Genomic DNA, 24,451 nt, shown 5'->3' on the forward strand with positions numbered 1-24,451 from the left:
GCGGCTCCGGGGGGAGCCGCGGGCCGGTGGTGTGTCAGGGGTGGGGCGGGGTCGGGGAGCCGGTGGGCGGGGTGGTGGCGGCGAGCGCGTCGCGGAGGAAGGGGAGGATGCCGCGTTCCAGCAGGGCGCGGCGCCAGGCGTCGCGGGCGAGCGACAGCTCGTCGTCGGGCGGGCCGGCGGCGCTGACCTCGACCGGGCTGTTGCGCAGGGCGGTCATGAGGAGTCCGGCGGCGGCGCAGAGCAGGCCGGCCGCGGCGAGGACGCCGAAGACCAGACCGGCGGTGAGCAGGGTCGCGCCGAAGACCACGGTGGGTGCGAGGGCGTGGAGGACGGCGCCGACCAGCAGGAAGATGACGGAGGCCGCGCCGGCGAGGACCGGCACCATGACGGTGAAGATGGCGACGACGCCCGCGCCGGGGCCGGGGCGGTCGGCGGTCGGCGCCGGGGCCCGGGTCCCGAGGGCGGTGCGGTTCTGCTCGCGCACCTTCACGAAGTGGTCGTACTCCTCGGCCGCCGCGCTGGTCACCAGGGTCGTCGCGTTCAGGGTCATGGCGCGCAGCTGCGCGACCGTGAGCCGGGTGCCGACTCCGGCGAGATCCGGACGTGCGTGGGCGGTGCTCAGTGCGTCGTCGAGGACACGCTCGTACTCGGCGCGATCCTCGGTCAGCAGGTGCGGAGCCACGTTCATGTGCATCCCCCGATGCTCCGTGAGCCCACGTCAGCCGTGCGAAGCGGTCGGCTGGGGGGAAACGGAGGAGAGCCTGCTTCGGATGACCCGATGGTATTGCGGTGACGCCACGCCCTGACAGGGTGTTTCCGGAATTCGCCCTCCCCGGATGCGCAGCGTTATGCGTCAGCCGTTCAGGGGGAGTTGGACGACCAGTAGCTTTCCGGCCATGGTCACGCCGCCGTCCATGGCGATCGCGAGTCCGTCGGCGTAGACGTGCGGTCCGTCGACGACGGGGCCTCCGCCTCCCTCGCCCTCCTCCGTGCCGACCTGCCCGAGGAGGTACGGGATGGGGCTGTGGCCGTGGACGATCCGGTGGCCGCCGTAGGTGGAGAGGAGCTCCTGGACGGCCTCGGGGCCGCCCTCGTCGCGGAAGGCGAAGCGCTTGGTGAACTTCCGGAACACGTCCCAGACTTCGTCGGCGTCGTTCCGGGTGAGGATCTCGTGGACGGTGTCGTTGACGTCCTCGATCGTCGTGCCGTACTCGAGGTACGCGGTGGTGTCGGAGTGCAGGAGGAGGTGGTCGTCCTCCCGCACCACGGCGTCGAGGCGGGACATCCACTGGAGGTGGACGTCCTGGAGCCGGTCCATGTCGTGCTTCTGGCCGCCGTTGAGCAGCCAGGCGGCCTGGAAGGTGGCGGTGCCGGCGCCGGAGTTGACCGGCGTGTCGCCGAAGCGCTTGGCGCCGATGAGGAGCAGCTCGTGGTTGCCCATGAGGGCCTTGCAGTAGCCGCCGGCGGCCGCTGCCTCGGCGGAGAGCCGCATGACGAGGTCGATGACGCCGATGCCGTCGGGTCCGCGGTCGGTGAAGTCGCCGAGGAACCAGAGGCGGGCGTTGCCCGCGGCCCAGCTGCCGTTCTCGTCGATGAGGCGCTGTTCCCGCAGGGCGGCGACGAGTTCGTCGAGGTAGCCGTGGACGTCGCCCACGACGAAGAGCGGGCCCGGGCCGTCGCCGGAGGCGGGCTCGGCGGTCGGGACGGCCTCGGGGGCGACCGGGACCTGGAGGGTGTCGCCGCGGTTGATGACGGGCAGGTCGCGCTCGGTCGGGGTGTAGCCCTCCGGGGCCTCGCCCTCGGGGAAGGCGTTGCCGGGGTGGCCGGTGGCGACGGAGACGATGGAGGAGCCGGTCGGCTCGGGGTACGCGGGGGCGAGGCGGCGGCCCAGCTGGAGCGTCGGCGCGGCGGGCATCGGCGCGGTGGGCGCGGGTGCGGCGGCCGGAGCGGCGGGGGCGATCGGGACGGCTTCGATCGGCACCACGACCGGCACGGGCGGGGCCGGCATCACGGAGACCGGGTGCTCGGCGGTGCGGTCCTGCCGGTGCTGCGCCGGGTGGTCGGCGACCGCGATCCGCGCGCCCTGAGCCTCGACCGGAACCGCGACCGGAGCGGAGTACGCGGCGGGGACCCGGTGGTCGGCCGCGGGCTCGGCGGGCGGCGCCTGGGGCGGCGCGGGCACCTGCGGGGTGTCCGCGGCCGGCGGTTCGGCGGCATGGCCCTGTACGGGCACCCGGGCGTACGGCGGTACGCGGAAGTCACGCAATGTCGCCGTGCGCGCCACGGGCTCCTGCCCGGCCCCCTGAGTCATCGACCCCTCCACCACCGTCGCGATGCCCTGCACATCGCGAGCCGGCCTGGTCGTGGTGGTCCGCGATGTCGTGCGCCCATCATAGGAATGAGGGTCCGCCTGTGTGACGCACCAGGGGTGGTGAATCCGGGTCCACTCCGGGTTCACCGGTTGTTTCGCCCGAATTGAGAAGGTCCAGTCCAGGGTCGAGGCCGGTACGGGGTCCGGTTTCGCCGTCCCCGCCCACGGGCAGGGGCGAGGGGCGACGGTTCGGAGGGATGTCGCGCGGGTGTCAGTCCTTCGCGGGTGAGCGCGGCGGGCTGACCGTCGTGCGCGGCGAACGGCGCTGCGAGGACGTGCGGATGATGAGTTCGGTCGGTATCACCTGCTCGACCGGACCGTCGGTGTCGATCCCCTCGATGGCGTCGATGAGGAGCTGGACGACGGCCGTGCCGATGCGGCGCGGTTTGAGCGAGAGCGTCGTGATGGGCGGCTCGGTGGTGGCGTAGACGGTCGACTCGCTGCAGCAGACCAGCAGCAGGTCGTCCGGTACCCGCAGTCCGTAGCGGCGCGCGGCCGCGAGGAGGTCGGTCCCGTTGGGGTCGAACAGGCCGTAGACGGCGTCGGGCCGGTCGGGGCGGGCGAGCAGCCGGTCGGCCGCGACGGCGCCCGCGCACGGATCGTGCGCCGGATATGCCTCGTAGACGGGGTCCTGGCCGACCCGCTCGCACCAGTTCAGGTACGCGGTGGTGGACAGGCGCGTGTAGGTGTCGGTGGTGGTTCCGGTGAGGAGGCCGATGCGCCGGGCGCCGGCGTCGGCGAGGTGGTCGAGCAGGTCGAGGACGGCGGCTTCGTGGTCGTTGTCGACCCAGGCGGTGACCGGAAGGGTGCCGGCGGGGCGTCCGTCGGAGACGACGGGCAGTCCCTGTCGGACCAGCTCGGTGACGACCGGGTCGTGGTCGGAGGGGTCGATGACGACGGTGCCGTCGAGGGCGACGTTCGACCAGACGTCATGGCGGGAGGTGGCGGGGAGGATGACCAGGGCGTAGCCCCGGGCGAGCGCCGCCGACGTGGCTGCCCTGGCCATCTCCGCGAAGTACGCGAATTCGGTGAAGGTGAAAGGTTCATCCCCGTACGTCGTCACGGTCAGGCCGATGAGTCCCGACTTGCCCGTACGGAGCGTGCGGGCCGCCGCGGATGGGCGGTAGCCCAGGCGGTCGGCGACCTCGCGCACGTGGCGGCGGGTGGCGTCCGGGAGCCGGCCCTTGCCGTTGAGCGCGTCGGAGACAGTCGTGATGGAGACCCCGGCGGCGGCGGCCACGTCCCGGATGCCCGCCCGGCCCTGCCGGCTTCCTCGGGTCTGTGCCCGGCTCACCTGGTGCTTCCCTGCTGCTGTCATGGCGAGCCGATAGTAGGGCGATGAGGGGCGGTGGGGCCGGTCGCATATGCAGGCATTGACAGGCACGTTTCTGCATGATCAACAACCCTCAAGGGGCATGAAATCAAAGGTAGTTGTGGTCATTGCCATGAGACCTGTGGTTGTTGAACGGCGTACGCCTGGTGAGGGGGCGAGGTCTCGAAGAGGTCTCAACTCACCTCTACGGGGGATGCGCGCCACGGCGCCCGCCACCGGCGCACGCCACCCTGCCGCGCGCTCCCCCCTCGTCGGGACGTTTCCACAGCGTGTCCCTCCTGTTGTCCACAGCCCATTCGCAGCGGGCGCGAATCCTCTTAAGGTGAGGAGTATTGGCGGTACGGACGGTCGAGGAGGCCACACAGTGAGCGAGACCAGCGGGACGAGTACGGGCAGCCCGAAGCTGCGCGCCGAGCTGGACGGCGTCCCCACCTACAAGCCGGGCAAGCCGGCCGCCGCGGGCGGTCCGGTGGCCTTCAAGCTGTCCTCCAACGAGAACCCCTACCCGCCGCTGCCGGGGGTCATGGAGAGCACGCTGGCGGCCGCCGCGAACTTCAACCGCTACCCGGACATGGCCTGCACGGGTCTGATGCAGGAGCTGGCCGACCGCTTCGGCGTGCCCGTCTCGCACCTGGCCACCGGCACCGGCTCCGTGGGCGTCGCGCAGTCGCTCCTCCAGGCCACCTCCGGCCCCGGCGACGAGGTGATCTACGCCTGGCGCTCCTTCGAGGCGTACCCGATCATCACGCAGATCAGCGGGGCCACCTCGGTGCAGGTGCCGCTGACCGACGGCGAGGTGCACGACCTCGACGCGATGGCGGAGGCGATCACCGACCGCACGCGGCTGATCTTCGTCTGCAACCCGAACAACCCCACGGGCACCGCCGTCCGCCGGGAGGAGCTGGAGCGCTTCCTCGACCGCGTGCCGTCCGACATCCTGGTCGTGATCGACGAGGCGTACCGGGAGTTCGTCCGCGACGCCGACATCCCGGACGGCATCGAGCTCTACCGCGACCGTCCGAACGTCGCCGTGCTGCGCACCTTCTCGAAGGCGTACGGCCTGGCGGGGCTGCGCGTGGGCTTCGCGGTCGCGCACGAGCCGGTGGCGGCCGCGCTGCGCAAGACGGCGGTGCCGTTCGGCGTGAGCCAGCTCGCGCAGGACGCGGCGGTGGCCTCGCTGCGGGCCGAGGACGAACTGCTCGGGCGGGTCGGCTCGCTGGTGGCCGAGCGCGAGCGGGTCCGTGGCGGGCTCGTGGCCCAGGGCTGGACCGTCGCGGACACCCAGGCGAACTTCGTCTGGCTGCGGCTCGGCGAGCGCACGGTGGACTTCGCGGCGGAGTGCGAGCGGCACGGTGTGGTGGTGCGGCCGTTCGCGGGCGAGGGCGTGCGCGTCACGATCGGTGAGACCGAGGCGAACGACCTGTTCCTGAAGGTGGCGGAGGGCTTCCGCAAGGAGGGCTGAGCCGGGCGGAGCGGATCAGTCCGCGACGCGTTCCACGCGGATCGGGTCGCCGTCCCTGACGGTGGCCAGGATCCGCGGATCGCCGTCGAGCGAGCCCAGCAGGTTGCACGGGCTCGCGAGCCGGCACTCGTCGCCCCGCGAGATCGGGGTGGGGCCGTAGGGGAGGGCGAGGGCGTCGCCCTCGGTCCAGAAGGCCACGGTGCCGGGGTCGACGACCTGGCGTGCTCCGCCCTCGACGGCGGCGGAGACCGGTGTGTCGAAGTAGACCTCCTCGCCCCAGGTCCGGGCGGTGGAGGAGAGCGGGAGGGCCCCCGCGAGCGCGCTGCTCGTGGGGGTCTCCTCAAGGGTGGCCGTGGTGTGTCCGGCCGGCCAGACGATGCGTATCCGAAGGGTCATGCCGGGATTCAACAATATGTTGAAGGTCCTGGGAAGAGGTGACCTTCGGTAGAAGGGCCCCCGGCTGAAGGTACGGATTTCGTATGAGTAATAATGCTTGTGAATGTGAACGCGTTCACAAGCGTGTCCCGGTTGATCCCGTAATGAACGGTATGACCCGGGCAAACTGCCGATGTGACCACGGCGATGTAAGGAGAAGACGTGGACCTCGCTCTAGCGCCGGAGACTCTGGCGCGCTGGCAGTTCGGCATCACCACCGTCTACCACTTCCTCTTCGTCCCCCTGACGATCTCCCTCGCCGCCCTCACCGCCGGTCTGCAGACCGCGTGGGTGCGGACCGAGAACGAGAAGTACCTCCGGGCGACGAAGTTCTGGGGCAAGCTCTTCCTGATCAACATCGCCATGGGTGTCGTCACCGGCATCGTGCAGGAGTTCCAGTTCGGCATGAACTGGTCCGACTACTCGCGCTTCGTCGGCGACATCTTCGGCGCCCCGCTCGCCTTCGAGGCGCTCATCGCCTTCTTCTTCGAGTCGACCTTCATCGGCCTGTGGATCTTCGGCTGGGACAAGCTGCCGAAGAAGATCCACCTCGCCTGCATCTGGATGGTGTCGATCGGCACCATCCTCTCGGCGTACTTCATCCTGGCGGCCAACTCCTGGATGCAGCACCCCGTGGGCTACCGCATCAACGCGGAGCGCGGCCGGGCGGAGCTCACCGACTTCTGGCTGGTGCTCACCCAGAACACGGCCGTCACCCAGTTCTTCCACACCATCACGGCGGCCTTCCTGGTCGGCGGCGCGTTCATGGTCGGCATCTCCGCCTTCCACCTGGCGCGGAAGAAGCACATCCCGGTGATGCGCACCTCGCTGCGGCTCGGCCTGATCACCCTGATCATCGCCGGCCTCGGCACCGCCATCAGCGGTGACCTGCTCGGCAAGGTCATGTTCAAGCAGCAGCCCATGAAGATGGCCGCCGCCGAGGCGCTCTGGGACGGCGAGGCGCCGGCCCCCTTCTCGGTCTTCGCCTACGGCGACGTCGAGAAGGGCCACAACACGGTGGCCATAGAGATCCCCGGCCTGCTGTCCTTCCTCGCGAACGACGACTTCAGCTCGTACGTCCCCGGCATCAACGACGTGAACAAGGCCGAGCAGGAGAAGTACGGGCCCGGCGACTACCGGCCCAACATCCCGGTCGCCTACTGGGGCTTCCGCTGGATGATCGGCTTCGGCATGGCCTCGCTGAGCCTCGGCATGCTCGGTCTCTGGCTGACCCGGAAGAAGTTCATGCTCGCGCCGGGCCTGAGGACCGGTGAGGACGAGGTGCCGAACCTGGTCCTGTTCAAGCGCAAGGCGCTCAGCCCCCGACTGGGGAAGTGGTACTGGGTCCTCGCCCTGTGGACCATGGCGTTCCCGCTCATCGCCAACTCCTGGGGCTGGATCTTCACCGAGATGGGCCGGCAGCCCTGGGTCGTCTACGGCGTGCTGCGCACCCGGGACGCGGTCTCCCCCGGTGTCTCCCAGGGCGAGGTGCTCACCTCGATGATCGTCTTCACCACGCTCTACGCCGTCCTCGCCGTGATCGAGGTCAAGCTCCTCGTGAAGTACGTCAAGGCGGGCCCGCCGGAGCTGACCGAGGACGACCTCAACCCGCCCACCAGGATCGGCGGGGACTCTCGTGACCCCGACCGCCCCATGGCCTTCTCGTACTGAGGCTCAGGAGATCGAGGCATGGAACTCCACGACGTCTGGTTCGTACTCATCGCGGTCCTCTGGATCGGCTACTTCTTCCTCGAAGGCTTCGACTTCGGGGTCGGCATCCTGACCAGGCTGCTGGCTCGGGACCGGCCCGAGAAGCGGGTCCTCATCAACACCATCGGACCCGTCTGGGACGGCAACGAGGTGTGGTTGCTCACCGCCGGCGGTGCCACCTTCGCCGCCTTCCCCGAGTGGTACGCGACGCTGTTCTCCGGCTTCTACCTGCCGCTGCTGATCATCCTGGTCTGCCTGATCATCCGGGGCGTCGCCTTCGAGTACCGGGTGAAGCGGCCCGAGGAGAGCTGGCAGCGCAACTGGGAGCAGGCCATCTTCTGGACCTCCCTGATCCCCGCGATCCTCTGGGGCGTGGCCTTCGGCAACATCGTCCGAGGTGTGAAGATCGACGCGGAGATGGAGTACGTCGGCACCTTCTGGGACCTGCTCAACCCGTACGCGCTGCTGGGCGGTCTGGTCACGCTCACCCTCTTCACCTTCCACGGCGCGGTCTTCGTCGCGCTGAAGACGGTGGGGGACATCCGGGGCCGGGCCAGGGCGCTCGCGCTCAAGCTCGGCCTGGTGACCGCGGTGGCGGCGCTGGGGTTCCTGATCTGGACCCAGGTCGACACGGGTGACGGCTGGAGCCTCGCGGCGATGCTGGTCGCGGTGGTGGCGCTGGTGGGCGCGATCGGAGCGATCAAGGCGGGTCGCGAAGGCTGGTCGTTCGCGCTCTCGGGCGTGACGATCGCGGCCGCCGTGGCGATGCTCTTCCTCGCGCTCTTCCCGAACGTCATGCCGTCTTCGCTCAACCCCGAGTGGAGCCTTACCGTGACGAACGCGTCGTCGAGCCCGTACACGCTCAAGATCATGACCTGGTGCGCGGCGATCGCGACCCCGCTGGTGCTGCTCTACCAGAGCTGGACCTACTGGGTGTTCCGCAAGCGCATCGGTACGCAGCACCTCGCCGACGCTCACTAGAGGGGCATGTTTCACGTGAAACCGATCGATCCGCGCCTGCTCCGGTACGCCCGGGCCACCCGCCTCTTCCTGATCGCGGTGGTCGTCCTCGGCCTCGTCGGGGCGGCGCTGGTCGTCGCCCAGGCGATGCTCATCGCCGAGATCGTGGTGGGGGCCTTCCAGAAGGCCCAGTCGGTTTCCGATCTGACCACCCCGCTGCTGCTGCTCGCGGGCGTCGCGGTGGCGCGGGGGCTCGTCTCCTGGCTGACCGAGCTCGCCGCCCACCGGGCGAGCGCGGCGGTCAAGTCCGAACTCCGCGGACGGCTCCTCGGCCGTGCCGCCGCGCTCGGCCCGGGGTGGCTGAGCGGTCAGAGGACGGGCTCGCTGATCGCGCTCGCGACGCGGGGCGTGGACGCGCTCGACGACTACTTCGCCCGCTATCTGCCGCAGCTGGGGCTCGCGGTGGTCGTGCCGGTGGCGGTACTGGCCCGGATCGTCACCGAGGACTGGGTCTCGGCGGCGATCATCGTCGTCACCCTGCCGCTGATTCCGCTCTTCATGATCCTCATCGGCTGGTACACCCAGGCCCGGATGGACCGGCAGTGGAAGCTGCTCTCGCGGCTCTCCGGGCACTTCCTGGACGTGGTGGCCGGCCTCCCCACCCTCAAGATCTTCGGCCGGGCGAAGGCGCAGGCGGAGTCGATCCGGGCGATCACCTCGGAGTACCGCCAGGCGACCATGCGGACCCTGCGGATCGCCTTCCTCTCCTCCTTCGCCCTGGAGCTCCTCGCGACCCTGTCGGTCGCGCTCGTCGCCGTGAGCATCGGCATGCGGCTGGTCCACGGCGACCTCGACCTCTCCACCGGGCTCGTCATCCTGATCCTGGCCCCCGAGGCGTACCTCCCGCTCCGGCAGGTCGGAGCACAGTTCCACGCGGCGGCGGAGGGGCTCGCTGCGGCCGAGGAGATCTTCGACGTCCTGGAGCAGCCGCTGCGCGACGGCGGCACGGCGCCGGTGCCGGCCTCCCTGCGACTGGAGCTCGACCGCGTGACGGTACGCCACGAGGGGCGTGCCGAACCCTCGCTGGACGCGACGACGCTGACGGTCGAGCCGGGCGAGACGGTGGCCCTGGTCGGCCCGAGCGGCGCCGGGAAGTCCACGCTGCTCGACGTCGTGCTGGGGTTCGCGGCACCCGAGGAGGGCGGGTCCGTACGGGTCGGCGGCGAGGACCTCGGCTCGCTCGACCTGGAGTCCTGGCGGTCACGGATCGCCTGGGTCCCCCAGCGCCCCTACCTGTTCGCGGGGACGGTCGCCGAGAACGTGCGGCTGGCCCGCCCGGACGCCTCCGACGCCGCAGTGCGCCAGGCCCTGCGGGACGCCGGCGCGGACGGGTTCGTCGCGGGGCTTCAGCAGGGGATCGACACCGTCCTCGGCGAGGACGGCACCGGACTCTCGGCGGGCCAGCGGCAACGCCTCGCGCTCGCCCGTGCGTTCCTGGCGGACCGCCCCCTGCTGCTGCTCGACGAGCCGACGGCCGCGCTGGACGGTGAGACGGAGGCCGGGGTGGTGGACGCGGTCCGCCGGCTCGCGGCGGGACGGACCGTGCTCCTCGTCGTGCACCGGCCGGCGCTGCTCGCGGTCGCGGACCGGGTGGTGACGGTGGGCGCCGTGGGCGGCGCCACCGGTGGTGCGGATGCCGACGCGACGGACGGCGGGACCGCCGTCCAGGCGGGCCCCACCCATCCGGCTGCGGAGGCGGTGACCGGGTCCGGTGCGGTGAACGGGCGGCCCGGCGCCGACACGGTGGACGCGATGCCCGCGGCCGGTGCGGTGGACGAGACGCCGTCCGCCCGTCGCCCGGTGCTCGCGCGGGTCCGGGGCATGGCGGGGGAGCTGAGGGGGCGCATGGCGCTCGCCCTGCTGCTCGGCAGCCTCGCCCTCGGATCCGCCGTCGGGCTCATGGCCGTCTCCGGCTGGCTCATCTCCCGCGCCTCCGAACAGCCCCCCGTGCTCTATCTGATGGTCGCCGTCACCGCCACGCGCGCCTTCGGCATCGGCCGGGCCGTCTTCCGGTACGCCGAGCGGCTCGTCTCGCACGACGCCGTGCTCCGGATGCTCGCCGAGCTGCGGGTCTCCGTCTACCGACGGCTGGAGCGGATCGCCCCGGCCGGACTGCGCCGCGCACGGCGCGGAGACCTCCTCGCCCGGCTCGTCCACGACGTCGACGCGCTCCAGGACTACTGGCTGCGCTGGCTGCTCCCGGTCGGCGCGGCGCTCGTCGTGGGCGCGGCCTCCGCGGGGTTCACCGCCTGGCTGCTGCCCGAGGCGGGCGCCGTCCTCGCCGTGGGCCTGCTCGTCGCGGGCGTCGCCGTGCCGGCGGCCGGCGGAGCCCTCGCCCGCCGGGCCGAACGCCGGCTCTCCCCCGCCCGCGGCACCCTGGCGACGACCGTGGCCGATCTGCTGCGCGGCTGCGCCGAGCTCACGGTGGCCGGCGCGCTGCGGGGCCGGATCGACCGCACCCGCGACGCCGACCGCACCCTCACCGGCATCGCCTCCCGGCAGGCCGCGGCCACCGCGCTCGGCGCCGGGCTCTCCGCCGTGGTCTGCGGCCTCACGGTCGTGGCCGCGGCGCTCGTCGGAGTCCAGGGCGTGCGGGACGGGCGGCTCGACGGGGTGGCCCTCGCCGTGGTCGTCCTGACGCCGCTCGCCGCCTTCGAGGCCGTCACCGGGCTGCCGCTCGCCGTGCAGTACCGCCAGCGCGTCAAGCACAGTGCCGAGCGCGTCTTCGAGGTGCTCGACGCCCCCGCGCCCGTACACGAGCCGGCCCGGCCCGCCACTCCCCCGGCCGGGCCGTTCCCGCTGGAGCTGGACGGCCTCTCGGCCCGGTACGCCGGGCAGGATCGGCCGGCGCTCACCGACTTCCGGCTCACCCTGGAGGCCGGGCGGCGGGTCGCCGTCGTCGGTGCCTCCGGCTCCGGCAAGACCACGCTCGCCCAGGTGCTGCTGCGCTTCCTCGACGTCGAGTACGGCATGTACCGGCTCGGCGGAGCGCCCGCCTGGGAGCTCGACGGCGACGCGGTCCGCCGCCTCGTCGGGCTCTGTGCCCAGGACGCCCACATCTTCGACAGCTCCGTCCGCGAGAACCTCAGGCTCGCCCGCACCGGCGCGAGCGACGAGGAGCTGCGCGAGGCCCTGCGCCGCGCCCGGCTGCTCGACTGGGTCGACGGACTGCCCGACGGACTCGACACCCTCGTGGGAGAGCACGGCTCCCGGATCTCCGGCGGTCAGCGCCAGCGCCTCGCGCTGGCCCGGGCCCTCCTGGCCGACTTCCCCGTCCTCGTCCTCGACGAGCCGGCCGAGCACCTCGACCTGGCCACCGCCGACGCCCTCACCGACGACCTGCTGCGGGCCACCGAGGGACGGACGACGGTCCTCATCACCCACCGGCTGCACGGTCTCGACGCCGTCGACGAGGTCGTCGTCCTCGACGAGGGCCGGACCGTGCAGCGGGGCCCGTACGAGGAACTCGCCGCCACGGACGGCCCCCTGCGCCGGATGCTGGAGCAGGAGCGCGCCACCGACCTGCTGGCCGTGGGGGCGCGGGGGACGGGAGACGCGCTGTAGGCGGCCCGGGCGGGGGCGGTCGGTTCGCCGACGCCGATGACCCGCCGACTTTTCTCGCCAAATCGGACTAACTAGGCTCAAGCCCATGACCGCCGCCGAGTCCGACGCACCGGACCCCCTGGAAGCAGCCACCCAGGCCACCCGCAGTCTCCAGGGGCTGTCCACGGAGCTCACCGCCCGGGTGCCGCAGCTCCTCGAGGCCATGCGTTCGGTCGGCACCGGGCTGGAACTCCACTCCACCCTCGACCGCATCTGCGAGACGGCCGCCGAGCTCGCCGACGCCCGCTACGCCGCGATCGGCGTGGTCGACGACGAGGGCGACGGCCTGTCGGACTTCGTCACCTTCGGCGTCGACGAGGCCACCGCCCGCCGGATCGGCCGGCGCCCCGACGGGCACGCGGGTCTGCTCGGCGCGCTGATCCGCGATCCGCAGACCATCCACCTCGCCGATCTCTCCACCGATCCGCGCGCGGCCGGGTTCCCGCCGGGGCACCCGCCGATGCGGAGCTTCCTCGGCGTCCCCATCAGGGTCCAGGGCGAGATCTTCGGCAATCTCTACCTCGCCGAGAAGCGCGGCGGCGGCGACTTCAACGACTACGACGTCCACATGGTCCGGGTGCTCGCCACCGAGGCGGGCATCGCCATCGGCAACGCCCGCCTGTACGAGGCGGCCCGGCAGCGCGAACGGTGGATCGACGGCTCGGTCGCCGTCACCACGGCACTGCTCTCCGGTGGCGACGCGGACGACGCCCTGGCGGTCGTCGCCGAACAGGCCCGCCGTCTCGCCGACGCGGACGCCGGCATCGTGCTCCTGCCCGCCGAGGAGGGCGGCCTGGAGATCGTCGCCGTGTCGTCGCCCCGGCCGACCAGGTCCCTCGGGGTGGTGATCCCGCCGGAGAGCGCCGTGGTGAAGGAGCTCCTGGACGGCGAGGCCGTCTTCGTCAACGACGCCTCCACCGACCCGCGCATGATCAGTCGGCTGACCTCCGCCTACGGGCCGAGCATGATGCTGCCGCTGCAGAGCGGGGGGCGGGTGCTCGGCGCGCTCGCCATGCCCCGCACCCGGGGCGCCCGCCCGTTCACCGAGGCGGAGCGGACCCTCGCCACCCAGTTCGCCTCGCAGGCCGCGCTGGCGCTGATGATGGCCGAGGCGCAGCGGGACCGGGAGCGTCTCGCCGTCTACGAGGACCGCGACAGGATCGCCCGTGACCTGCACGATCTCGTCATCCAGCGGCTCTTCGCCACCGGCATGATGCTGGAGAGCGCGCAGCGCAGGTCGATCGTGCCGGCCGTGCGCGACGGCGTGGGCAAGGCCGTGGACGAGCTGGACGTGACCATCCAGGAGATCCGTACGGCGATCTTCGCGCTGCAGCAGGGTCCCGCCGAGGCCCCGTCAGGGCTGCGCACCCGCGTTCTGCGGGAGATCAACATGGCGGCCGTGCCGCTCGGCTTCAAGCCCGCCCACCGTTTCCTCGGCGCGATCGACTCGACGGTCGGCGAGCTCACGGGCAAGAACCTCATCGCCGCCCTGCGCGAGGCGCTCTCCAATGCCTTCCGGCACGCGGAGGCGGACCGCATCGAGGTCGTCGTCGACGCCACCGCCACGCTCCCCGACGGTGTCGCGGGGGTCCGGCTCTCGGTCGCCGACGACGGCATCGGCATCCCGGCCGGCGGCCGCCGCAGCGGCCTGCGCAATCTGGCCCGGCGGGCCGAGGCCCTGGGCGGGGCGAGCTGGTGCGGGCCGGGACTCGGCGAGGACGGCGGCGGGACCACGGTGGTGTGGGAGGCACCGCTGTAGCGCGCTGCGGCGGACGGCCGTCCGCCGCGCCTCCTCGGCCGCCGTACGGCCGGTCCGCCGCGCCGCCTCGGCCCGGGACGACCGGTGCGCCGTGCCTCCTCAGCCCTGTGCGGCCGTCCCGCCCGCCGCGCTCAGCGCCTCGGCGACGAGCTGCTCGATGACGACCGCCACGCCGTCCTCGTTGTTGCCGACCGTTCGGCCGGAGGCGGCGGCGATCACGTCGGGGTGGGCGTTGCCCATCGCGTACGAGCGGCCGGCCCAGCTCAGCATCTCGATGTCGTTGGGCATGTCGCCGAAGGCGACGACCTCGTCCGCCGTGATGCCGCGCTCGGCGCAGCACCGCGCGAGGGTGGATGCCTTGGAGACGCCCAGGCCGCTGATCTCGATGAGCGCGGTGGGGCTGGACCGGGTGATCGACGCCCGGTCGCCGGCGGCCTCCCTCGCCACCGCGAGGAACACGTCGGGGTCGAGCTCGGGGTGCTGGGCGAGCAGCTTGAGGACGGGGGCCGCCGCTCCCGGCGCCTCCTCGAACAGGAGCTTCTCGGCCGTGGCGACGGTCGCGCCGGGGTCGAGGAAGAACGGTGGGTACAGCGGCTCGTAGTGGATGCCGGTGGTGAGCTCGACGGCGAAGGAGGTGCCCGGCGCGGCGGCGCGCAGGGCACTGACGACGTCGAGGGCGACCGGCCGCTCCAGGGGGCGCACCTCCAGGAAGGTGTTTCCCGCGTGGAGGTCGACGACGGCGGCGCCGTTGGCGCAGATCGCCTGGCCGTGACCGTGGACGTGGTCGCTGACGACGTCCATCCAGCGGGCCGGGCGGCCGGTGACGAAGAAGACCTCGATTCCGGCCTGCTCGGCCGCGGCGAGTGCGGCGACCGTGCGCTCGGATACGGACTTGTCGTCGCGCAGCAGCGTGCCGTCCAGGTCGGTGGCGATCAGCCGGGGCGCCGGGGCGGAGGTGCGCGGGGATCGGGGAGAGGTCACCGCACCATTCTTCCGCACCGGACGCACGTGCGTGCGGGGAGCCGCACATATGAGTGGCCTGGTTCTGTCCTCTCGGGCTCCTTTCTGCCTCTCTGCGGCCTTTCGCGCGCTTCCCGTGGGCCGTCACGGCTCAGTACGCGACCTCCACGACGGCCCGGTGGGTGCGCGTGTCGCCGATCCCGACGAGCAGGTAGTGCGCGAGATCGGCGCGGGACAGGGACTTGGGGCGTTCCAGACGGCCGTTCTCCGCCGTGCGGTAGCGGCCGGTCAGCGGGCCGTCGGTGAGCATCGGGGGCCGGACCACCGTCCAGGCCGTGTCCCCGGCGGACGCCGAGGCCAGGAGGGTCTCCATCCGGGCCATGTCGGCGTACCCGTGGCGGTAGAGCCGCTGGATCACGTACCGGGTGACCAGGCGTTGCGCCGGCGGCACGGCGGGGGTGACCTCCAGGCCGGCCGAGGAGAGGCAGAGCAGCCGTCCGACGCCGGCGTCCCGCATGGCCTCGACGATGTTGCCGGTCCCCTGCGAGTAGACCGTCGTGGGGTGTCTGCGGTCGGTGCTGCCGAGACAGGAGACGACCGCGTCGTGCCCCGCCACGGCATCCCGCCAGCCCTCCGGCTCCAGGACGTTCCCGGGTACGACGGTCAGCCGCGCTCCGGGGTCCGTCACCGGCACCCGCGCGGGGTCGCGGACGACGGCGGTCACCTGGTGTCCGGCGCCGACGGCCTGGTCGAGGAGGCGCGCTCCCGTGCCGCCGGTGGCGCCGAAGAGCAGGAGTCTCATGCCGTCCTCCTTCCTGAGCCCGCTTCCGGCGAAGCCGTCGCCGCCTCGGTGGACTGCCCCGGTTCCGGGCCCGCCAGGGAGTCGACGAGGGCCGCGGTGACGGCCCGCTGACCGGCGAGCGTGAGGTGGATCCCGTCGTCGAGGTGCAGGCCGGCGGTGACCCGACGGGTGTCGACGGTGCGTTCCGGCTGTTCGAGGAGGAGTGCGGCGACCCCGTCGATGTCCACGTCCGACCAGCCGATCCCGGCGCGGCGGAAGTGCGGGTAGGCGTCGGCCCGCTCCTGGTCCAGGGAGCTCGGGGTGAGCCAGATCCAGCGGGTCGGGTCGGGGAGCGTCCGGCCGCCGAGGTCCCGGAGGGCACGGAGGTTGCGCGCGGTCTCGGCCTCGCTGACCAGCCGCGTGCCCGGCGCCCCCGCGCCGGCGCCGATCCGCTGGGTGTCGTTCGCGCCGAGCATGCACAGCACCCAGTCGGGGCGCGGGAACGACAGCGGGGACAGCTGGGTGAGGGCCTGGGTGGTGGTGAGGCCCGAGACGGCGAGGTTGACGAGTTCGACGCCGTCCGGGAGGAGGTGGCGCAGGATCGAGAACCACGAGAGCCGGTCGGCGGTGGTGCTCTCGCCCAGGGCCACGATCCGCTGCCCGGGGCGGAAGGGCAGCCGGTCCGCCCGGTCGGCGAAGTCGGGATCCTTCAGCAGCTCGGCGGCGGACGACCGGGCCTGGTCGTCGAAGTCCCGCAGCAGCGCGCGGTAGTCGTCGGGCGACAGGCCGAAGAGGTCGGCCAGCCGGGTCTCGGACGGCTCCCCCAGGTAGCGCAGGGTCTTCTCGGGCTGCTGGAAACGGACGAGCTTCTCGGTGTGCGCGTGCATGTCAGAGCTCCTTGCGGGTGCGGCGGCGGGGCAGCAGGAACCCGGCGGCGATCAGCCAGCCCATGCAGGTGAAGCGGGCCAGCGGAAGAAGCAGCGCGGCGCCGTCCAGGAGCAGGGTGAGGGCGGAGAGTTCGGCCACGGTCGCGAGGACGAGTCCGGCGACGGCCGGCGCGCGGGGCAGCAGTCCGGCGAGGAGTCCGGGGACGGCGATGCCGGCGACGAGCAGCCCGAGCGCGACGACGTGGCCGGGGCCACCGGTGGCGAACGCCAGATACTGCAGCGCCCTTACGAGCGGAGGGAGTTCGAGCACGTCCGTACGGGAGAGGGTCCAGCTCACCAGCCCGCAGCAGGCCAGGAACCCGGCCGCGAGGAGTCCGCCGGCGAGCGCGATGGTCGCGCCGGGGGCGCGGACGCCCAGCCGGTGGAGCCGGGCGGAGACGGTGGCGGCGTAGACGGCCAGCGGGATCGCGGCCGCGAACTGGAGGGCGCCGGCGACCTGGACGGCGTCGGAGTGGGCGCGGAAGTACGCCACGATCTCGCCGGTCTCGCCGAAGGGCGAGGGGAAGGCGGTGCCTCCGGCGAGCACGGTGGCGAGGACGAGCCCGGCCAGGAACAGCGCCGTGAACACCACGGCGAGCACGCCCGGCGGCGGCCCTCCCTGGGCTTCCCGGCGCTCTCGGGGGGCCGCGGTCGGAGGGCGGGGGTCGGTCCGGCTCTCTGCAGACACGAGTCCTATCCGTTCTCTGAGGAGAATAGTTCACTGGAGAGAATCATTCTTGTCTCGTACCATAACCCCGTGAGTACCGACCGGCAACCAGCCGACGAACCCGGAGCGGCCCCCGCCGCGGCCCCGCGCTTCGGCGCCTTCCTGCTCGCACAGCTCGGGGCGCACGCGGCGGCGCGCTTCGGCGAGCGGGTCGGCGAACTGGGCCTCGCGCCCCCGGACGTCGGCCTGTTGCGGATGATCGCCATGGATCCCGGACGCAGTCAGCGCTCCCTCGCGGCCGACCTCGGCGTCGTGCCGAGCCGGGTCGTCGCGCTCATCGACAACCTGGAGCAGAAGGGGTTCGTGGAGCGCCGGCGCAGCGCCGAGGACCGTCGCCACCACGAGCTGTACCTGTCCGAGGAGGGCGGCCGGGTCCTCGAGCGGGTCCGTGAGGTGGCCGCCGCGCACGAGGACGACCTGTTCACGGCGCTCGACCCCGAGGAGCGGGGCCGGCTGACGGCCCTGCTCGGGCGGATCGCCGACCAGCAATGCCTCACCCCGGGCGTCCACCCGGGCTACCGCAACCTGGGGAAGCGGCCGGGGCGCCGCTGAGGGTCTTCGCCCGCATCGACCCGCGGCGAGGAGGGTCGTGGCGCGCCGGTTCGGCCGCGTGTCCGTGCGCGGACGTGGCCGTAAACCCCCGTTCGGTTCCCCCGGCTTCGGGGAAGACCCCCAGAAGGCGGGGGAGCCGAAGGCGTCTCAAGGGGGTGGGTCATGGTCTCGGGCCGGTGGTCCGACGAGTGCGAGGCATGCGGCGCGCCGTACGGCCGGTGGATCGCGAGTCTCGGCATGGCTCTCTGCGGGAGCTGCGAGGAGGCCGGATCGGTCCATCCCGTACGGGAGCCCGTGCTGGTGGGGGAGCTGCTGGCCGGAGTGACCGCCGCGGTGTCGTCCGCCGCCCGCTCCGGCAGGGCCGTACCCGATGTGCGGAGGCCCAGGACCACGACCTGCGACGGGTGCGGGGCCGGCGCCGAGTGGCACCGCACGGTGCGGGGCCGCTGGGTCATGATCGAGCCGGGGGCACTGGCGTCCCGCGGGGTTCCGGCGGGCCGGCGGTGGCGGATCGCGGGCGACGGCACGGCGGTCCACCTCGGGCCCGCGGCACCGTCCGACACCTGCCGGATCAGCCATTTCGACGTCTGCCCGGCCCGGCCCGCCCCGGTCGACGCCCCTGTTCTCCTCGCGCTGTGGCGCGGGCACGCCCGGCGCGGTGCCTGACCCGTCCGGGGCCCGGCACCGCGCGGGGGGTCAGCCCAGCTGCGCCAGGGCTTCGGTGGCGATCCGCTCGAAGACGGCCTGGTCGGCGGCGAAGTCGGAGTCGGGGATGGGCCAGTGGACCACGATCTCGGTGAAGCCGAGCTCGCGGTGGCGCCCGGCGAAGTCCACGAAGGCGTCCACGGACTCCAGCGGGCGGCTCCGGTCCGGCGTGAAGCCGGTCAGCAGGATCTTGTCGAGCTCGGCCACGTCCCGCCCGGACTCGGCGCACGCCTTGCCCAGCTTCTCGATCTGGCCGCGCAGGGCCGCCACCGACTGCTCGGGGGTTCCCTCCTCGTACAGCTTCGGGTCGCCGGTCGTCACCCACGCCTGCCCGTACCGCGCGGCCAGCCTCAGCCCGCGCGGGCCGGTCGCCGCCACCGCGAACGGCAGCCGCGGGCTCTGGACGCAGCCGGGGATGTTCCGGGCCTCGTCGGCGGAGTAGAACGTGCCCCGCTCCGTCACCGCGTCCTCGGTGAGGAGTCGGTCGAGCAGAGCCACGAACTCGCCGAACCGGTCCGCCCGCTCCTTCGGGGTCCACGGCTCCTGGCCGAGCGCGGTGGCGTCGAAGCCGTTGCCGCCCGCTCCGATGCCGAGCGTCACGCGGCCCCCGGAGACGTCGTCCAGGGAGATCAGCTCCTTGGCGAGCGTCACGGGGTGGCGGAAGTTCGGCGAGGTCACGAGCGTGCCGAGGCGGATCCGCTCGGTGGTCGCCGCCGCCGCGGTCAGCGTGGGCAGGGCGCCGAACCAGGGGCCGTCGCGGAAGCTCCGCCAGGACAGGTGGTCGTAGGTGTACGCGGCGTGGAAGCCGAGTTCCTCGGCGTGCCGCCACTTCCGGCTGCCCCCTTCGTGCCAGCGGTCGACGGGCAGGATGACGGTGCTCAGGCGCAGGCTCATGCCCCGAGCCTACGGCGATCCGTGACCGGCCGACGTGCCCGGCGGCGGGGTCCGTGACGCTCGGCTCGTCGGCCCGTCAGCGGACGTTCCTGTTCATCCAGGGGGTGAGGAGCGCGCCGGGGACGAGCTCCTTGTACGTCTCGTCGCCGGGAAGCGGGACGATCAGCCACCAGCCGGGAGGGAAGAACCGTCCCTTCACGTGGGCGAGGCCGCCGAGGACCGAGCGCAGGAAGGCCGGGACCGCGTCCCGGGGCACATCGGCGAAGTCGATGCCTTCCACGGCGATCGTGGCGTCGTCCTCCGGGAAGACCCGGACCGTGAGCGAGGGGGATCCGCCCAGCTCGACGTACGCCTCGTGCGGAAGGGAGCCGTCCGGGTCCAGGACGGCGAACGCGCCGGACGAGGTGCGCCGGGAGGTCTGATCCGCGCCGATGTCGTCGGTCACGATCATCTCCAGGCGGAACTCCTCCGCGATCTCGCGGATCGCGGTGACGGCGGCTTCGGTGCTGGGCAGATGCGGGTGTGCCATGGGAACGATCATGCCTGGTTCCCCCACGCCGCCGGAGCCGCCGGCCTCAAGGGCCCTGGTCCCGCGCTCGCCGGCCCGCTTCCGGCCGTCACTCCGAGAAGCGCAGGAACTCCGGCGGAACGGCGTCGGCCAGCCAGACCCCGTTCGCGCTGACGCGGAAGACGTGTCCGGCGCGGTGCATGGCACCGGCGTCCACGCTCAGCACCACGGGCCGGCCGCGGCGCGCGCCGACCCGGGTCGCGGTCTCGCGGTCGGGGGAGAGGTGCACATGGTGGCGGGCCATGGGGCGCAGCCCTTCCGTCCGGATCGCGGGGAGCCGGTCGGCGACCGTACCGTGGTAGAGGTACGCGGGCGGTTCGGCGGCGGGCAGGTCCAGGTCGACCTCGACGGTGTGTCCCTGACTGGCGCGGATGCGGGTGCCCTCGATCGCGAAGCGCTTCTTGTCGTTGGTGGCGACGACGTGGTCGAGCTCGTCGCGGGTGATGGGGAAGGCGTGTTCGGCCGTGGCCCGGAGCAGCGCGTCGATCTCGGTCCAGCCGTGCTCGTCGAGGACGAGGCCGATGCGTTCGGGCTGGTGGCGCAGGTGCTTGGCGAGGTACTTCGACACCTTCACCGTGCGGCGTTCGTCCCGTGGTCGTGGGGTCATGTCGCCAGGATGCCGGAGCTCGGATCTCCGGACCAATGAATTGAAGCGGACATGTTTGATCCACAGCCAAAGCGGCTTATCCACAGGCAAGTTGAAGATTCTGTGGACAACTGACCTTTCTTTCCGATCCAATTGGGCAAGTTATGTCGATTTCCTCTGGTTTGAGGTAAGAGAGTCCAATGTCCTTTTGTGGATCTCCCGTTCGGTGGCCGCGGCGATGAACGTCCCGATCCCCTCGGTGCCGACAAGATCCTGAACGGCCTTTATCGTCGCGGCAGGCAGCGCCACCGCGCGCGGCTCGTCGTCCCTCGTGGGAGGCGCCTCGGGCGACAGATGGAGCTGGAGGTGCTGGGTGGCCAACAACTGCATGGCCCTGGCCAGTTCGGCGTCGACCGTCTGCTGGGCGAGCGGGCGCAGCCGCCGCACCATCGTCGCCGCCTCGGCCGCGTCGGAGTCCGTGGGGGGCCGGTGCTCCAGGTAGCGGGCGAAGACGTGCTCGGTGGTGAACTCCAGGAAGCGCGAGGCGATGTGCTCGACCTGGTCGCGAAGTTCCCTCAGATGCCCGGTGATTGCGGAGAGCGGGACCCCGGCCGCGTACAACTCGACGGCCACCGCCAGCTCTTGCGGGCTGGGGACGAGGTACTCCTCGGTCCCCCGGTCCGGCAGCGGCTCCAGCACGCCGAGCTCGACGGCCTCCCGGATCGCCTCCTCGTCCGGTGTCCCACCGAAGCGGGCGTCCAGTTCGGCGCGGGAGATTCGGGCGGCCTCCTCGTCGGTCCACGGTCCGTGGACCTCCGCGACCAGGCCGAGGACCCCGCCGAGCCCTCGGCCGGTGTCCCACGCCTCCAGGAGCTCCTTGATCGAGGCGAGCGTGTAGCCCCGGTCGAGGAGATCGGCGATCTGCCGGAGCCGCGCGAGGTGCGCGTCCCCGTACACGTTCGACCTGCCCCGCCGCTCGGGACGGGGCAGCAGGCCGCGGTCCTGGTAGGCGCGGATCGTCCGGACCGTGGCCCCGCTGTGATGGGCGAGGTCCTCGATCCGGTACTCCGGCTGTGCTGACTGCTCGGACAAAACCGCTCCCGCCGACCGCTTCCCGCACCCCGCCGCCGCGGGGCCTTGCTGGGAGGGATCGTACGACCGCACGTCCCTCCCGCACCCCGCCGCCTACGCGGGCGGCTGCCAGCGGGCCAGGGTCCGCAGCGCGCCCGGGCTGAGCCGGGAGAGGAAGCGGGCGCCCCGGGCCTCGGGCGTGACCGGGACGACGGCCCGGTCGTGCAGGACGGCCCCCAGGATCGCGTCCGCGACCTTCTCCGGAGGGTAGTTCCGCAGGCCGTAGAGCCGGGTGGCCTTCTTCTGCCGCCGCTTCTCCTCGGCGCCGTCCGTGACCCCGGCGAACCGCGTCGTCGCCGTGATGTTGGTGTTGACGATGCCGGGGCAGATCGCGGACACCCCGATGCCCTGCCCCGCCAGTTCGGCGCGCAGGCACTCGCTGAGCATCAGCACCGCCGCCTTCGACGTGCTGTACGCCGGGAGGGCGCGCGACGGCTGGAAGGCCGCGGCGGAGGCGGTGTTCACTATGTGCCCGCCCTGGCCGCGCGCCGTCATCTGCGCGCCGAAGATCCGGCACCCGTGGATCACGCCCCACAGGTTGACGTCCAGGACCCGCTTCCACTCCTCGCTCGTCGTCTCGAAGAAGGAGCCGGTGAGGCCGATGCCCGCGTTGTTGACCAGGACGTCGACGATCCCGTACTCGCTCGCCACCTTGGCGGCCAGCTTCTCCATCGCGGCCTCGTCGGCGACGTCGACGGTCTCCCCCCATGCCTGCGGTGCGCCGATCAGGCGGGCCATCTCGGCGGTGCGGACCGCGCCTTCGCCGTCCCGGTCCACGGCCACGACCCGGGCGCCGGCCTCCGCGAAGGCGAAGGCGGTGGCCCGGCCGATGCCGCTGGCCGCACCGGTCACCAGGACGAGCTGACCGCCGAACCGCTCCGCGTGCTCCGGCTTCACGGCGCTCTTCGCCGCGGTCGCCGCGACCGGCTTCGGCGCTTTTCCGGTCGGTTCCTCGTTGGCCCGCACGAACTCGGAGATCCAGGTGGACAGCTGGTCGGGACGGGTGCGCGGCACCCAGTGCTTGGCGGGCAGGGTCCGGCGGGTCAGGTCGGGAACCCAGTCGGCCAGGTCGTCGTAGAGCCGCTCGGAGAGGAAGGAGTCACCGGTCGGCGTGATCAGCTGCACGGGCGTGTGCGCGTACGCGTCGGGGCGCGGTCGGCCCAGCCGGGCGCGGACGTTGTCCCGGTAGAGCCAGGCGCCGTGCGCCGCGTCGCTGGGGAGGGAGGGCGTCGGGTAGTCCCCGGCCGGGAGCTTCTCCACCCGTTCCAGGATCTTGGGCCAGCGCTTGCCGAGGGGACCGCGCCAGGCGAGCTCGGGCAGCACGGGCGTGTGCAGCATGTACACGTACCAGGACTTCGCGCCCTGGCCGAGGAGCTGGCCGACCCGGCGCGGGGTGGGGCGGGCCATCCGCCGCTTGATCCAGTGTCCGAAGTGGTCGAGGGACGGCCCCGACATCGAGGTGAAGGAGGCGATCCGGCCCTCGGTGCGCGGGACGGTGGCGAACTCCCAGGACTGCACCGAACCCCAGTCGTGGCCGACGAGGTGCACCGGGCGGTCCGGGCTGACGGCGTTGGCGACCGCGAGGAAGTCGTCCGTCAGCTTCTCCAGGGTGAAGCCGCCGCGCAGCGGCGCCGGCGCCGTCGACCGGCCGTGCCCCCGGACGTCGTACAGCACCACGTGGAACTCCTCGGCCAGTCGGGTCGCGACCTCCGACCAGACCTCCTTGGAGTCCGGGTAGCCGTGCACGAGCAGGACGGTCGGCCGGTCCGGCTCGCCGAGCTCGGCGACGCACAGCTCGATCCCGCCCGTACGGACCCAGCGCTCCCGCGCCGCGTTCAGTCCGGCGATAACCGCCATCAGACCGCTCCCTCGTTCCAGCGCCGCACGTGCGGCAGGTCGTCGTCCAGCCAGAACGCGCTCTGCTCGGGGTCCTTCGAGTCGGTGACGACCAGGATCTCCTCGAACTTCGCGCCCGTCCCCCGGAATCCGAGGTGCGGCTCGACCGCCCACAGGCCGGGCCTGGGAGGGTGGTCGGAGAACTTGTACGGCGACCAGAGCGGCGACCAGCCGTCCCGGTGGCCGTGCAGGGCGTCGCTCGCGAGCCCCTTCAGCGCCTGGGTGCCGAAGCCGAACAGCGTCGGCGACCAGCTGCGCTCCTTCACTCGGTCGATCTTGTGGGCGATGACCCCGAAAGGATAGGCGCGGTGCCGGTTGGCGTATCCCTGGCGGACCATGAGCCGGTCCACGTCCTCGTATATCTCGCGCAGCGTGCGGCGCTCGCGGACCTCGCGCAGGATCAGCTCCCGGTGGTCCTCCAGGTCGGCGAGGAGCTTGTCGTGCAGGGGGTTGAGGCCCAGGCAGCCGCTGTACCCGATGTCGGCGGTGTGGCCCTTGTAGACCGGAGCCATGTCGAGGATGAACGGCATCCCCGGCTCCAGCCGCCGGTTCGTCGGGAAGAACTGCAGCGGGATCCTGAAGTCGACGAAGGCGGTGCGGTCCCCGAACCAGGCGAACGGCCGGTGGAACCAGTCCCGCACCCCCCGCTCGTACAGCCACTCCCGCTGCATCCGGGCCGCCTCGCGCTCGGTGACCCCGGGCCTGAGCTGCGCCGCGACGGCTTCCGCGCAGGCGTAGGAGAGCCGCTGGACTTCCCTGAACCCCCGCAGCTCCGCGGAGAGTTCCCCTGTCACTGCTGTGGCCATGCCACCCGCCGTCCCGTGTGAGCGCCCGATCGCACTACGCGTCCGTAACTTGACACCGATGAATGTGACAATGCTCGGCGGCTGCGTCAAGGGGTCCGGCGCGAGGCTGTGGAAAACACGGACGGACGGGCCGGAGGGAAAGACTTTCGTCGCGACCGCCCCCACCGGCGTGTACTCCTGTAGTCGGACATGGATCGAGCCGTTGGGCTGACGACTGCTGTGGTGC

The 24,451-nt window shown here is 72.3% G+C and carries 21 protein-coding genes; 7 read left to right on the forward strand and 14 right to left on the reverse strand.

The genetic code is table 11. The features are described from left to right. Window positions 1-34 precede the first annotated feature (34 nt). The 3 genes from AB0424_RS08155 to AB0424_RS08165 form a co-directional block, all read right to left on the reverse strand. On the reverse strand, window positions 35-694 hold the full coding sequence (locus AB0424_RS08155; RefSeq protein ID WP_366303084.1) for a hypothetical protein: 660 nt from the start codon (window positions 692-694) through the stop codon (window positions 35-37). A gap of 159 nt (window positions 695-853) precedes the next feature. Further along, window positions 854-2,311, reverse strand: a complete 1,458-nt coding sequence (locus AB0424_RS08160) for a metallophosphoesterase (RefSeq protein ID WP_366303086.1) — start codon at window positions 2,309-2,311, stop codon at window positions 854-856. A gap of 271 nt (window positions 2,312-2,582) precedes the next feature. After that, entirely contained in the window at window positions 2,583-3,689 is a 1,107-nt protein-coding gene (locus AB0424_RS08165; RefSeq protein ID WP_033201421.1) for a LacI family DNA-binding transcriptional regulator, read from the reverse strand. Between the two features lie 379 nt (window positions 3,690-4,068). Here AB0424_RS08165 and hisC point away from each other — a divergent pair, with 379 nt between their 5' ends. Next, on the forward strand, window positions 4,069-5,166 hold the full coding sequence (gene hisC / locus AB0424_RS08170; protein ID WP_366303087.1) for a histidinol-phosphate transaminase: 1,098 nt from the start codon (window positions 4,069-4,071) through the stop codon (window positions 5,164-5,166). A gap of 15 nt (window positions 5,167-5,181) precedes the next feature. Here hisC and AB0424_RS08175 read toward each other — a convergent pair whose 3' ends face one another. Beyond that, complete coding sequence (locus tag AB0424_RS08175) at window positions 5,182-5,562, reverse strand: cyclophilin-like fold protein (RefSeq protein WP_366303089.1); 381 nt, start codon at window positions 5,560-5,562, stop codon at window positions 5,182-5,184. 201 nt (window positions 5,563-5,763) lie between these two features. Between AB0424_RS08175 and AB0424_RS08180 the strand changes: the two genes are divergently transcribed. From AB0424_RS08180 to AB0424_RS08195, 4 genes are all read left to right on the forward strand, one after another. Beyond that, window positions 5,764-7,272 carry a cytochrome ubiquinol oxidase subunit I gene (locus AB0424_RS08180; protein ID WP_366303091.1) on the forward strand — a complete coding sequence of 503 codons (1,509 nt, stop codon included), beginning with the start codon at window positions 5,764-5,766 and terminating at the stop codon, window positions 7,270-7,272. A gap of 18 nt (window positions 7,273-7,290) precedes the next feature. Then, window positions 7,291-8,292 carry a cytochrome d ubiquinol oxidase subunit II gene (gene cydB / locus AB0424_RS08185; protein ID WP_366303092.1) on the forward strand — a complete coding sequence of 334 codons (1,002 nt, stop codon included), beginning with the start codon at window positions 7,291-7,293 and terminating at the stop codon, window positions 8,290-8,292. 15 nt (window positions 8,293-8,307) lie between these two features. Continuing rightward, window positions 8,308-11,895 carry a thiol reductant ABC exporter subunit CydD gene (cydD, locus tag AB0424_RS08190; RefSeq protein ID WP_366303094.1) on the forward strand — a complete coding sequence of 1,196 codons (3,588 nt, stop codon included), beginning with the start codon at window positions 8,308-8,310 and terminating at the stop codon, window positions 11,893-11,895. 85 nt (window positions 11,896-11,980) lie between these two features. Then, complete coding sequence (locus AB0424_RS08195; RefSeq protein ID WP_366303095.1) at window positions 11,981-13,693, forward strand: GAF domain-containing protein; 1,713 nt, start codon at window positions 11,981-11,983, stop codon at window positions 13,691-13,693. Between the two features lie 99 nt (window positions 13,694-13,792). On the opposite strand, the gene AB0424_RS08200 is transcribed toward AB0424_RS08195, so the two are convergent. From AB0424_RS08200 to AB0424_RS08215, 4 genes are all read right to left on the reverse strand, one after another. Continuing rightward, window positions 13,793-14,674, reverse strand: coding sequence for a Cof-type HAD-IIB family hydrolase (locus AB0424_RS08200; RefSeq protein WP_366303097.1), 882 nt, complete (start codon window positions 14,672-14,674; stop codon window positions 13,793-13,795). Window positions 14,675-14,804: 130 nt separating this feature from the next. Continuing rightward, window positions 14,805-15,455, reverse strand: a complete 651-nt coding sequence (locus AB0424_RS08205) for an NAD(P)H-binding protein (RefSeq protein WP_366303099.1) — start codon at window positions 15,453-15,455, stop codon at window positions 14,805-14,807. Then, a complete protein-coding gene (locus AB0424_RS08210) occupies window positions 15,452-16,321 on the reverse strand; it encodes an SGNH/GDSL hydrolase family protein (protein ID WP_366303101.1) in 870 nt (289 codons plus the stop codon). Before AB0424_RS08210 ends, AB0424_RS08205 begins: the two co-directional genes overlap by 4 nt. Window position 16,322: 1 nt before the next feature. Continuing rightward, complete coding sequence (locus tag AB0424_RS08215; RefSeq protein ID WP_366303102.1) at window positions 16,323-16,961, reverse strand: hypothetical protein; 639 nt, start codon at window positions 16,959-16,961, stop codon at window positions 16,323-16,325. Window positions 16,962-17,117: 156 nt separating this feature from the next. On the opposite strand from AB0424_RS08215, the gene AB0424_RS08220 reads away from it, so the two are divergent. Then, window positions 17,118-17,639, forward strand: a complete 522-nt coding sequence (locus AB0424_RS08220) for a MarR family transcriptional regulator (RefSeq protein ID WP_366303103.1) — start codon at window positions 17,118-17,120, stop codon at window positions 17,637-17,639. Between the two features lie 162 nt (window positions 17,640-17,801). Then, window positions 17,802-18,305, forward strand: coding sequence for a DUF6083 domain-containing protein (locus AB0424_RS08225; RefSeq protein ID WP_366303105.1), 504 nt, complete (start codon window positions 17,802-17,804; stop codon window positions 18,303-18,305). A gap of 30 nt (window positions 18,306-18,335) precedes the next feature. Here AB0424_RS08225 and AB0424_RS08230 read toward each other — a convergent pair whose 3' ends face one another. The 6 genes from AB0424_RS08230 to AB0424_RS08255 all read right to left on the reverse strand — a co-directional run bounded on the left by AB0424_RS08230 (window position 18,336) and on the right by AB0424_RS08255 (window position 24,225). Next, on the reverse strand, window positions 18,336-19,238 hold the full coding sequence (locus AB0424_RS08230) for an LLM class flavin-dependent oxidoreductase (RefSeq protein WP_366303107.1): 903 nt from the start codon (window positions 19,236-19,238) through the stop codon (window positions 18,336-18,338). A gap of 76 nt (window positions 19,239-19,314) precedes the next feature. Continuing rightward, the gene (locus AB0424_RS08235; RefSeq protein WP_366303109.1) at window positions 19,315-19,767 is read right to left on the reverse strand and encodes a hypothetical protein; all 453 of its coding nucleotides are present in this window, start codon (window positions 19,765-19,767) and stop codon (window positions 19,315-19,317) included. Window positions 19,768-19,855: 88 nt separating this feature from the next. Then, entirely contained in the window at window positions 19,856-20,413 is a 558-nt protein-coding gene (locus tag AB0424_RS08240; protein WP_366303111.1) for an RNA 2'-phosphotransferase, read from the reverse strand. Window positions 20,414-20,554: 141 nt separating this feature from the next. Next, window positions 20,555-21,484 (reverse strand): MerR family transcriptional regulator, encoded by a 930-nt coding sequence (locus AB0424_RS08245; protein WP_366303113.1) that lies wholly within the window; start codon window positions 21,482-21,484, stop codon window positions 20,555-20,557. 93 nt (window positions 21,485-21,577) lie between these two features. Then, on the reverse strand, window positions 21,578-23,380 hold the full coding sequence (locus tag AB0424_RS08250) for an SDR family oxidoreductase (RefSeq protein ID WP_366303114.1): 1,803 nt from the start codon (window positions 23,378-23,380) through the stop codon (window positions 21,578-21,580). Then, a complete protein-coding gene (locus AB0424_RS08255; RefSeq protein ID WP_366303115.1) occupies window positions 23,380-24,225 on the reverse strand; it encodes a M24 family metallopeptidase in 846 nt (281 codons plus the stop codon). The genes AB0424_RS08250 and AB0424_RS08255 overlap by 1 nt, the downstream gene beginning before the upstream one ends. Between the last annotated feature and the right edge of the window lie 226 nt (window positions 24,226-24,451).

This window comes from Streptomyces sp. NPDC051180 (assembly GCF_040689545.1).
Lineage (GTDB): Bacteria > Actinomycetota > Actinomycetes > Streptomycetales > Streptomycetaceae > Streptomyces.